The 10,352-nt window shown below is 70.6% G+C and carries 13 protein-coding genes; 10 read left to right on the forward strand and 3 right to left on the reverse strand.

Annotated features, from left to right (window positions below):
• The 3 genes from ACFU6K_RS18660 to ACFU6K_RS18670 all read left to right on the forward strand — a co-directional run.
• On the forward strand, window positions 1-362 hold a 362-nt coding region (locus tag ACFU6K_RS18660), incomplete at its 5' end, for an ABC transporter permease (protein ID WP_380664324.1).
• A 127-nt stretch (window positions 363-489) separates the two neighbouring features.
• On the forward strand, window positions 490-1,425 hold the full coding sequence (gene hemC / locus ACFU6K_RS18665; RefSeq protein ID WP_380664326.1) for a hydroxymethylbilane synthase: 936 nt from the start codon (window positions 490-492) through the stop codon (window positions 1,423-1,425).
• A 111-nt stretch (window positions 1,426-1,536) separates the two neighbouring features.
• Window positions 1,537-2,070, forward strand: a complete 534-nt coding sequence (locus ACFU6K_RS18670; protein ID WP_380664328.1) for a hypothetical protein — start codon at window positions 1,537-1,539, stop codon at window positions 2,068-2,070.
• Between the two features lie 47 nt (window positions 2,071-2,117).
• On the opposite strand, the gene ACFU6K_RS18675 is transcribed toward ACFU6K_RS18670, so the two are convergent.
• Window positions 2,118-2,642 carry a helix-turn-helix domain-containing protein gene (locus tag ACFU6K_RS18675; RefSeq protein WP_380664330.1) on the reverse strand — a complete coding sequence of 175 codons (525 nt, stop codon included), beginning with the start codon at window positions 2,640-2,642 and terminating at the stop codon, window positions 2,118-2,120.
• A gap of 65 nt (window positions 2,643-2,707) precedes the next feature.
• Here ACFU6K_RS18675 and def point away from each other — a divergent pair, with 65 nt between their 5' ends.
• The 6 genes from def (at window position 2,708) to ACFU6K_RS18705 (ending at window position 8,516) form a co-directional block, all read left to right on the forward strand.
• The gene (gene def / locus ACFU6K_RS18680; protein ID WP_380664333.1) at window positions 2,708-3,292 is read left to right on the forward strand and encodes a peptide deformylase; all 585 of its coding nucleotides are present in this window, start codon (window positions 2,708-2,710) and stop codon (window positions 3,290-3,292) included.
• Window positions 3,289-3,945 (forward strand): class I SAM-dependent methyltransferase, encoded by a 657-nt coding sequence (locus tag ACFU6K_RS18685; protein ID WP_380664335.1) that lies wholly within the window; start codon window positions 3,289-3,291, stop codon window positions 3,943-3,945. The genes def and ACFU6K_RS18685 overlap by 4 nt, the downstream gene beginning before the upstream one ends.
• A gap of 170 nt (window positions 3,946-4,115) precedes the next feature.
• Window positions 4,116-4,595, forward strand: a complete 480-nt coding sequence (locus ACFU6K_RS18690) for a hypothetical protein (RefSeq protein ID WP_380664337.1) — start codon at window positions 4,116-4,118, stop codon at window positions 4,593-4,595.
• A complete protein-coding gene (locus tag ACFU6K_RS18695; protein WP_380664339.1) occupies window positions 4,592-5,842 on the forward strand; it encodes a haloacid dehalogenase-like hydrolase in 1,251 nt (416 codons plus the stop codon). The genes ACFU6K_RS18690 and ACFU6K_RS18695 overlap by 4 nt, the downstream gene beginning before the upstream one ends.
• Before the next feature lie 207 nt (window positions 5,843-6,049).
• Window positions 6,050-6,397 (forward strand): hypothetical protein, encoded by a 348-nt coding sequence (locus tag ACFU6K_RS18700; RefSeq protein ID WP_380664341.1) that lies wholly within the window; start codon window positions 6,050-6,052, stop codon window positions 6,395-6,397.
• 82 nt (window positions 6,398-6,479) lie between these two features.
• Complete coding sequence (locus ACFU6K_RS18705; RefSeq protein WP_380664343.1) at window positions 6,480-8,516, forward strand: alkaline phosphatase family protein; 2,037 nt, start codon at window positions 6,480-6,482, stop codon at window positions 8,514-8,516.
• 118 nt (window positions 8,517-8,634) lie between these two features.
• On the opposite strand, the gene ACFU6K_RS18710 is transcribed toward ACFU6K_RS18705, so the two are convergent.
• Both ACFU6K_RS18710 and ACFU6K_RS18715 read right to left on the reverse strand, forming a co-directional pair.
• Complete coding sequence (locus tag ACFU6K_RS18710; protein WP_380664345.1) at window positions 8,635-8,820, reverse strand: DUF397 domain-containing protein; 186 nt, start codon at window positions 8,818-8,820, stop codon at window positions 8,635-8,637.
• Window positions 8,821-8,822: 2 nt separating this feature from the next.
• Window positions 8,823-9,695 (reverse strand): helix-turn-helix domain-containing protein, encoded by an 873-nt coding sequence (locus tag ACFU6K_RS18715; protein WP_380664347.1) that lies wholly within the window; start codon window positions 9,693-9,695, stop codon window positions 8,823-8,825.
• A 131-nt stretch (window positions 9,696-9,826) separates the two neighbouring features.
• Here ACFU6K_RS18715 and ACFU6K_RS18720 point away from each other — a divergent pair, with 131 nt between their 5' ends.
• A complete protein-coding gene (locus tag ACFU6K_RS18720; RefSeq protein ID WP_380664349.1) occupies window positions 9,827-10,312 on the forward strand; it encodes an ATP-binding protein in 486 nt (161 codons plus the stop codon).
• Window positions 10,313-10,352: the final 40 nt, after the last annotated feature.

Below are 10,352 nucleotides of genomic sequence, written 5' to 3' on the forward strand. Positions count from 1 at the left end.
TCGCCGCGCTGGGCGTCTTCAACACCCTGCTGCTCACCATCCGCGAGCGCCGCCGGGACCTCGGCATGCTCAAGTCGATCGGCATGACGCCCCGCCAGGTGGTGGCGATGACGATCACCTCGGTGGCCTGGCAGGGCGTGGTCAGCGCGCTCATCGGCGTCCCGGCCGGCATCCTGGCGCACCGGCTGCTCATCGAGAACGTCGGGAGCATCCTCTTCCCGGAGTGGACGATGGACGTCTGGAACGCCCCGCTGCTCACCGGCGTCGGCCTCGCGGGCGTCGTGATCGCCGTCCTCGGCGCGCTCGTCCCGGCCCGTTCGGCGGCCCGGCTGCCGATCGCCGAGGTGCTGCACAACGAGTGAGCCCGGGGTGGGGGACGGCCGGTCGGATCGTCCGACCGGCCCTCCGTCGTGTGCGGGTCCGCCGCGCTCCTGTCACGGAACTGACGCATGCTCAGTCGTCGGCGTGAGGACGCCTATCATCTGCGCCATGGCCACCGCTGAGCTGATCCGCATCGTCTCCCGCTCCTCGCCCATGGCGCTAGCCCAGGTCGAGCGGGTCCGCACCGAACTCGCCGCCCTGCACCCGGGTCTGCGCACCGAGGTGGTGCCCGTCACCACCTCGGGCGACCGCTGGACGGGTGATCTCGCCGCCCTCGGCGGCAAGGGCGCGTTCACCAAGGAGGTCGACGCCGCGCTGCTCGCCGGGGAGGCCGACGTCGCCGTCCACTGCCTCAAGGACGTGCCCGCCGACCGACCGCTGCCGGCGGGCACCGTCTTCGCCGCCTACCTGCGCCGCGACGACATCCGCGACGCCCTCGTCCACCCCGGCGGCCTGCCGCTGGCCGCCCTCCCGCCCGGCACCCGGATCGGCACCTCATCCGTCCGCCGGGTCGCCCAACTCGCCGCCTCCCACCCGCACCTGGAGTGCGTCCCGATCCGCGGCAACGCCAACAGCCGGCTCGCCAAGCTGGACGCCGGCGACGTCGACGCGCTGCTGCTCGCCCTCTCCGGCCTGGAGCGGATCGGCGAGCGGGAACGGATCACCGAGGTGCTCGGCATCGAGGCGATGTGCCCGCCGATCGGCGCCGGCATCCTCGTCCTGCAGTGCCGCGAGGGCGACACCGCGACCATCGAGGCGGTCACCGGCCTCGGCCACCACGACACCTGGCGCGAGGCGGCGGCCGAGCGGATGTTCCTGCACGCGCTCCAGGGCCACTGCAACAGCCCGATCGCCGGGTACGCCAGGGCCGAGCGGGACGGCCGCCTGTCGCTGCGCGGCCGGGTCTTCACCCCGGACGGCAAGCAGGTGCTGGACGCCCACGAGTGGGCGGGCGCGCTCAGCCCGGAGGACCTCGGGACGTCGGTGGCGCTGGCGCTCAAGCGGCAGGGCGCGCAGGAGCTGATCTCCTCGATCCCGCACTGAGCGCCTATTCCGCTTCGGCCGCGGCCTCCGTCGGTGAGTGGACGGTGACGCTCCGGAGGTTTTCCCGTCCGGGTGAGAACCGGGCGGGTGCGCGGGGCGTCCGTTTCAGGCGTGATCAGTGCGGTGCTCGGCGGGATGCCGATGTTCTGGCCCGGGCTGCTGCTCTCGCTGGTGCCCGCGGCCCTGTTGAACCGGCCGGTGGGGCGATTGCTGCGGGCCCACTGGGCGGTGGGCTTCGTTCTGCTGCTCGGGCTCGGCGGGGTGGTCGTGGCGACCCTGCTGCCGGAGGCGTTCCGGCTCTCGGAGGGCGCCGTCCGGCACTGCGCCGTGGCGGGCGGTCGGCCGCGGTCGCCGTACGAGCTGCTGCACGTCCGGCACATCGAGCTCAAGCTGGCGACCTACGCCCCGGTCGGCTTCGCGGCGGCGCTGGCGGGCACCCGGCGGCGGGCGGTGGTGGCGCTGCTGGGTGCGGCGGTGCTGCCGTTCGCGGTGTCGGCGGTGCACTACGCGCTGCCGGCGATCGGGCGGGCCTGCGACGTGCAGGACGTCTGGGACGGGGTGCAGGGGGTGGCCTTCGGGGCCGCGGTGGGGTTGGCGGCCGGGCCGCTGGTACGGGCGGCGCGGGCGCGTTCGCGCGCCGTCTGACGGTCTGCCTGTCCGTCCGTCCGTCCGTCTGTCCATCGGTCGAGTGCCTATTGGTCGAGGAGCGGGAAGAGCCGGGTGACGGCGGCGACCGGGCGGGCCCCGGTGGGGCGGGCGGCCGGGTCGGTCTCGCGGCCCCGGTAGCGGGCCAGCGTCCGGCGGACCTCCTCGCCGACGGCGGCCAGCTCCTCGGGCGTCAGGTAGACGACGGAGCTGAAGGCCTCGTCCTGCCGCCACTCGGCCGGGGCCTCGGCGCGCCGGGCGAGCCAGCGCTGGTAGCTCTCGTCCTCCAGGCCGCGCGCCAGCTCGCCGAACTCGCCGTCCACGGCTTCCTGTTGGGCCGCCGGGAGCCGCCAGGGCCGGGCCCGCCCGTCGGTGGCCGGGGCCTCCTCGATCAGCCCGTACCGGGCCAACTGCCGCAGGTGGAAGGAACAGAGGCCGGAGCTGAGGCCGAGTCGGGCGGCGGCCTCGGTGGAGGTGACGGTGCCGTGCTCGCACTCGGCGAGCAGGGCCAGCAGCGCGGTGCGGACGGCGTGCTCGGGGAGGGAGCCGGTTCTGACGAGGTCTTCGGTCACTTTGCAAAGTCTGCTACTTTGCAAAGTCAGATCGCAAGTACCGTCTCTCGAAGGAGCGCCCTCCCGTGTCCGAGCTGCGCGAACGGCCGACCGTCCTGCGGATCACCGAGGTGGGGGAGGAGATCCTGAGCCGCACCTGCCGGACCGCCACCGAGGAGGACTTCGGCGGCGAGCGCCTGGCCCGGCTCATCGACGACATGTTCGCCACCATGCACGCCGCCGACGGCTGCGGCCTCGCCGCCAACCAGGTGGACGTCGACCTGCGGCTGTTCGTCTACGACTGCCCCGACGACGACGGCGTCCGGCACACCGGCCACGTGCTCAACCCGGTGGTCGACGAGCAGGAGCCCGGCCGCGCGCTGATCGAGGAGACCGAGGGCTGCCTCTCCGTCCCCGGCGCGAACACCAAACTCGCCCGCCCCGCCCGCACCGTGGTGCGCGGCGTCGACCAGCACGGCGACCCCGTCGTGATCGAGGGCACCGGCTACTTCGCCCGCTGCCTCCAGCACGAGACCGACCACCTGAACGGCGGGCTCTACATCGACCGCCTCTCCGCCCGCGACCGCAAGCGCATGCTGAAGCAGACCGCCGACCGCCGGGAGAAGGTCTTCGCCGAACGCGCCGCCAGGGCTGCCAAGATGGCGCGGTGACCGAACCCGCGCACCTCGCCGCCGTCCGCGCCTCGTACGACGCCGTCGCCGCCGACTACCTCCGCCTCGTCGTCCCGCCGGAGGGCATGGACCCGGTGTCCCGCGCCATGCTCGCCGCCTTCGCGGAGCTGGTACGGGAGTCGGGCGGCGGCGAGGTCGCCGACCTCGGCTGCGGCCCGGGTCGGGTGACGGCGTACCTGTCCGGTCTGGGCCTGCGGGCCTTCGGGGTGGACGTGTCGGGCGAGATGGTCGCGCTCGCCCGCCGGGCGTACCCCCGACTGCGCTTCCTGCACGGTTCGATGGGCGCCCTCGACCTCCCCGACGGCGCCCTCGGCGGCATCCTCGCCTGGTACTCCGTCCACCACACCCCGGCCTCGCAACTGCCGCTCCTGTTCTCCGAGTTCGCCCGCGTCCTCGCGCCCGGCGGCCACCTCCTGCTCGGCGGCCACGTCGGCGAGGCCCAAGTGCTGCGCCCGACCCAGGGGTACGGCCACCCGGTGTCGTACGCCTCGCACCTCGTCCCGGCCGGGCACCTCGTGGAACTCCTCGAACAGGCCGGCCTCACCGTCACGACCCGCCTCGAACAGCCGCACCCGCAGCGGGAAACCCGCTCCTACGCCTGCCTGCTGGCCCAGGCGCCCGACCGGCGCTGAGAGCCGAGCGGGCGCGGCCTGCCGGGATTCACTGGGAGGGCGCAGGCTCCCGCGCGGGCCGGGAAAGGGTCGGGGACGATCGAACCGTTCCCCAGCTCGGCCGGTCCTTCGGTGATCCGTGGTGTCGCCCGGGCCCGCGGGGCCGTCCGGAGTACCGAAGGAGCATCTCCATGGGCCAGCGCATCACCGACGTGAACATCCTCGTCGGCTACGACAAGAACCCGGTCCCCGTGCCCACCGGCTGGAAGAAGATCGACACCGACCTCAACAGCGGTGTGGGGGGTGACTACCTCTACCTCGTCTACGAGCGGCACGACCAGGACGAACCGATCACGGACATCCGCATCCTCGTCGGGGACGAGAAGCCGCCCAAGGGCTACGAGAAGATCCCGGTGGACCTCAACAAGGGCGCCGTCGACGCGGACTCGGGGAAGCCCCACCCGCTCTTCATGGCCGTGACCCGGAAGGGCGACGGCAAGCCCATCGAGGACCTGCGGATCGCCTCCTGGGTCGACGGCGAGAAGAAGGTCGACCCGCCGTCCGGCTACAGCAGGATCGACACCGATCTGAACGCCGGTGTCAGCAAGGAGGAGGACGGCGGGACCACCACGACGCACATCTACCTCGACCGCAAGCCCGCCGTTTCATGAGGGCCCCTCGCCGGGCGCTCCCCGCCGCCGTACTCGGCATCGTCCTGACGGCCGGAGTGCCGACCCTCGCGCCCGCGCCACGGGCCATGGCGGCGACCTGTCCGACGCTGGACACCCGTCTGGTCTGGTACGCGGAAAACCGGCACAAGCTCCAGGACTTCATCGACGCGTCCGGCATCTGTGCCCGGCCCGACGCCCACCCGCTGGCCCTGTTCGACTGGGACAACACGCTGGTCAAGAACGACGTCGGTGACGCGACGATGTCCTGGCTAGTGCGCAACGACAAGATCCTCCAGCCGGCAGGCCAGGACTGGTCGACCAGCAGCCGCTACCTGACCACCGAGGCCGCCACAGCACTGAGCGAGGCCTGCGGGGACGCCACCGCGGCCGGGAGCCCGCTCCCCACGAACACGGACGCCGGATGCGCGGCCGAGATCCTCTCCGTGTACGGCGAGCAGGCCACCACCGGCGGTGCGGCGGCCTTCGCGGGCTACGACCACCGGCGCATCAACCCCGCCTACGCGTGGGGCGCGCAGCTCCTCGCCGGGCACACCGCCGACGAGGTCGAGGGGTTCGCCCGCCAGGCCCGCGCCGAGAGCTTGGCGGCGTCCCCGTCGGACTCCGCGCAGGCCGTCCGCACCGTCTGGGTGCGGTACTACGCGCACATGCGCGACCTGGTCGGCACGTTGCGGCGGGCCGGCTTCGACGTGCGCGTCGTCTCCGCCTCCCCGGAGCCCGTGGTACGGGTGTGGGCCGAGGACCTCGGCTTCGCCGCCGACCAGGTGATCGGGGTCCGCACCAAGACCGAGAACGGCAGGCTGACGGCCCACCTGGCCGACTGCGGTGCCGCGCCGGCGGACTCCGTGATCACCTACATCGACGGCAAGCGCTGCTTCATCAACCAGGACATCCTCGGCATCCAGGGCGAGGCGGCGTTCCAGCGGGCCCCCGAGGCCGAGCGCCAGGCCTTCGCCGCCGGGGACTCCACCACCGACGTCACCTTCGTGGGAGACGCGACGGGACTCCGGCTGGCCATCAACCGGCAGGCGGCCGAGCTGATGTGCCACGCCTACCGCAACGAGGACGGTAAGTGGCTGGTGAACCCGATGTTCATCGACCCCCTGCCCGCCCTGCCCTGCCGGTACCCCTGCTCCACCACGGCCTACACCGGGCCGGACGGCACGGCGGGGCCGGTGCGCGACGACAGCGGCCAGGTGATTCCCGACCAGGTGGACGCCGTTCCCTGAAATGGAAATCTTGCTCCCGGAAATGTGAATCCTGTACGAACTTCCATGGATTTCCAGGAAGTGCGACGCACTGTCGTCGGACGTACGCTGACCGTGGTGCCGAGATGCGGTAAGCCGCACCGCGACGGCGCTCAGGACGGGCGTGAACACGCCGCCCGCAACGGCGTTGGGCACCGCAAGGACACACGACCCTGAAAGGGATCCACCATGGGATTCAGTCACGTGGACGCAGTCATGGCCGTCCCCGACAAGCCGACCCAGTTCTGGGTGTTCTCCGGCAGCAAATACAGGCGCATCGAGATCGAGGTCAAGACCGCGCACCCGTACGGGGAGAAGTTCATCCAGGAGGGCACGATCAAGGACGACTGGCCCAGCCTGTCCGACTTCACGACGGTGGACGCCGTCATGAAGGTGCCGGACGGCAGCAACGAGTACTGGGTCTTCTCCGGCGACCGGTTCGTCCGCATCAACGTGGCCGACGGCGAGCCGCACGAGGACAAGAAGACCTACGGACCGGGGCCGCTCAGCGAGTGGAAGAGCCTCACCCAGAACTGACGCTTCGTCGAGGCGGGCCGCCCTGCCGGCTATCCGGCCGGGCGGCCCGTGCGGAGTCACGAGAACATCCAGGGAGACGAGAATGTCCGACAAGGTGGTCCCGCCCGACCTTCCGTCCTCGGTGGTCGAGGCGATGAAACGCAAGCCGCCGGAAGGAGGGCTCGATGCGGTCAAGCACGTGGTCCTCCTGATGCAGGAGAACCGCTCGTTCGACCACTACTTCGGCAAGGGCGCCCCCGGCGTGCGGGGGTTCGAGGACCGGAACACGGTCCTCCTGCCCGACGGCAAGACCTCGGTCCTGGAGCAGCCGGAGTCCAAGGGGCCGTACCAGTGGGATGTCCCTGGCGCGGACGTCGACAGTGACATCAAGCACGACTGGTCCAGCGGCCACGACGCCTGGAACGGGGGATGGTGGAACCGCTGGATCGAGGCCAAGCGGGCTGATGGCCATCCCGAGGATGTCAGCACGATGGGCTACTACGACCAGCCCGAGGTGGTCAGGTTCTACCGGAAGTTGGCGGACGCCTTCACCATCTGCGACGGCTACCACTCGTCCGTGATGGGCGAGACCACCAGCAACCGGAACTACCTCTTCTCCGGATTCGGCGGCTGGGAGCCCGACGGGGGGCGGGTGACCGGATCCGCTGCTCACGACCGGGAGAGGGAAAAGAGCAGGGATGCGAGGGCCTACAACTGGACGAGCTACCCGGAACTGCTGGAAGCCAACGGCGTGTCCTGGCAGGTCTACCAGGAGTGGGACAACTTCTACGACAACAACCTGGAGTTCCATCAGGAGTTCAGGCGGATCGCCCTCGCGGCGCTGGAAGGCGCGGGGCTGTCCCAGCCGAGCCTGTACAACTTCTACAACCCCAAGGCGACGGACAAGGATCCTCCCGGGCCCGACGACATCAGCGACGATGATCTGAAAGCCTTGGCGGACTCGGTCCAGAAGCTTTCCAAGGCCGATCGGAGCCTCTTCGCGCGCGGACTGTTCCGTCACAGGCCCAGTAAGAACGGGGGTGGCGTCGAGAACATCCGTGGCTTCGTCCAGGCGTTCAAGGACGACGTGGCGGCGGGCAGACTGCCGCAGGTGTCGTACCTGGTCTCCTCGGCACGGGACTCGGAGCACCCCGGGAACTCGTCCCCGGGGTTCGGCCAGCAGATCGTCTACCAGGTCCTGGACGCCATCGCCTCCAAGCCCGAAGTATGGGACTCCACCGTCGTGTTGATCAGCTACGACGAGAACGGCGGCCTCTTCGACCACGTCCTGCCGCCGGTACCCGCGGGGCAGTGGGTCGACGAGCTCGTGGGGAAGCTGCCCATCGGGTTGGGTGTCCGGGTGCCGATGATCGCGGTGTCCCCGTGGACGGTCGGCGGCTACGTCAACTCCCAGGTGTTCGACCACACCTCGCAGGTCCGGTTCCTGGAGAACTGGCTGGGCGTGCACCAGCCGGCCATCAGCCGGTGGCGTCGCACCGTGGCGGGCGACCTGTCGTCGGTGTTCGACTTCCAACGCACCACTGCCGTCACGAACCCGTACACGGGCAGCGGACCCCGCCCGGCGCGGCCGCTGCCCTACCAGCCGGACGCCTACGGTGCGCTCGACGTCGACGGGCAGAAGTTCTCCCTGTGGATGGACAACAGCGGCAAGGCCAGTGCGCACCTCGCGCTCTACCCGTACGCCGGCGAGTACGGCGTCCCCCAGCACTTCGACGTGCTCGGCGCCGTCGTCGAGGCCGTGCCGGTGAAGAACAGCGCCTACGACTTCACCGTCACCGGGCCGAACGGCTTCCGGCGTGAGTTCGCGGGCAAGACTACCGGCGACGCGGCGCTGGTCGACGTCGCCACGGCGGTGGACGGGGCCGCCCGGGAGCTGAAGCTGTCGATCACCAACCGGGGCGCGTCGGCCCTCAAGGCGAAGCTGGCGCCGAACGCGTACAGCAAGGTTCCCGCGAAGGAGTACGACCTTCCCGCGAACGGGAAGCCGCTCGTGGTGGCTTGGGGCACCGATGACGCCCAGGGCTGGTACGACCTGACCCTCACCGTCGAGCAGGACGCCTCTTATCGGCGCCGCCTCATGGGCCACATCGAGAACGGCAAGGAGAGCATCAGCGGCTGATACACGCGGGCCCGGACCCGTACAGAATGGATCTGTCGGGTGGGGTCGGGCGCCTGCGGGAACGCCAACGGCCCGCCGCCGGGAAGGCGGTGGGCCGTTTGAGGGGAGCTCTGGTCGGTCAGATCTCGGTGGTGGCGGCGAACTTCACGAAGGCCGCCCAGGCGGTCGGCTCGAAGGCCAGCTGGGGGCCGGTCTTGTCCTTGGAGTCACGCACGTGGACGGTGCCGGGGGTCTCGGCGACCTCGACGCACTGCGCGCCCTCGTTGGTGCTGTAGCTGCTCTTGAACCACGCCAGCTCGGCCATGCCTACCGCTCTCCCAGAATCGCTTCGATCAGGGCCAGGGACTCCTTCAGCCCCAGGGCCTGGGCCCGGATACTGCTGTACCGTGCGGCCATATTACGGACTACCACCGGGTCCGTGATCAGACGGTTCACGTGCTGCGCCTCGACGTAACCGATCTGCGGTCGGTTGGGCGGGGTCAGCAGCGTGAACGAGCCGCCCATGCCCGCGTGGCTCATCCGGTCGAGCGGCATGACCTGGAGTTCGGGGCCCCGCATCTGCCCCACCTTCAGCAGGTGCTGGAGCTGCTCCTTGTGCACGTCCCACCCGCCCAACGGGCGTCGCAGCACGCTCTCGTCGATCACCCACGTCACCACCGGCAGGGGCCAGCGGGTCAGGATCTCCTGCCGGGCCAGTCGCGCCGCCACCCACTCGTCGATCTTCTCGGGCGAGAGGATCGGCCGACGCATCTCGTACAGGGCGCGGATGTACGCCTCGGTCTGGAGTAGCCCCGGGATCACCATCGTGCCGTACTCGTGGATCTCGATGGCCCGGTTCTCCTCCGAGGTGAAGGCCTTGGAGTAGGCCGGATGACGCTCGCTCATCCGGACCTTCGCCTTCATCACGTCGTCCGCGACGGCCTTCAGGGCGCCGCCCGCGTTGATGATCGGGTCCACCGCCGTCAGGAACTCGATCCTCGCCGTCCGGACCCCGCGCTCCATCATGCCGATCTGGTCCTCGCTGTAGCCCGTCAGGACCGCCAGCTGCTTCTGCGTGATGCCGGCCCGCTCCCGGAAGTGCTTGATGAGCTTGCCGACCGCGCTGTAGAACTCCGCGACCCCGTCCGAGTTCTCCACCGTTTCGCCGTCATCGAACACCGTGCGCTCGACGCCAGACATGAGTACCACCCGCCCTTGCGACCGATTGATCCGAGCCGACCGACGCGTCGGCCTCCTGTGTCCGTACAAGCACTCTCCGTGCTCGCCAGGTTCCTGGCCAGGGTACTTCCGTCCCGTCACGCTTAACTCCCATGACGACCGAAATCCCCCTCGACAACCCCCACTCCCGCACCGCCCTCCTCGCCGCCACCCCCAAGGGCGCCGCCATCTGCCGGCGCCTGGCGAGGCGTCAACTCGCCCACTGGGGGCTGGACTCCACGCACACCGAGCCGTTCCACTGCGCGCTGCTGATCGTCACGGAGCTGGCCGCCAACGCGATCACGCACGGACGCGTTCCGGGGCGCGGGTTCGAGCTTCACCTCTCCCTCACCACCTCCGTGCGCCGGGGCACCACCCTTCGCATCGAGATCAGCGACCCCCGGGGTGACAGACTCCCCGTCCTCCCCACCGTCCACACCCCCAACGCCCAGACCGGACGCGGCCTCACCCTCATCGACGCCCTCAGCCACCGCTGGGGCACCATCCCCCGCCACCCCAACTCCAAGACCGTCTGGGCCGAACTCGACCTCGCCGGCCCCGCCGCGCCCGCCGCCCCTGCCACCCCCGATGCCCCCTGAACCCCGCGATAGCCCAACACCCCACTGAGCCACCAGGAGT

It is taken from the genome of Kitasatospora sp. NPDC057512 (assembly GCF_042802135.1).
GTDB lineage: Bacteria > Actinomycetota > Actinomycetes > Streptomycetales > Streptomycetaceae > Kitasatospora.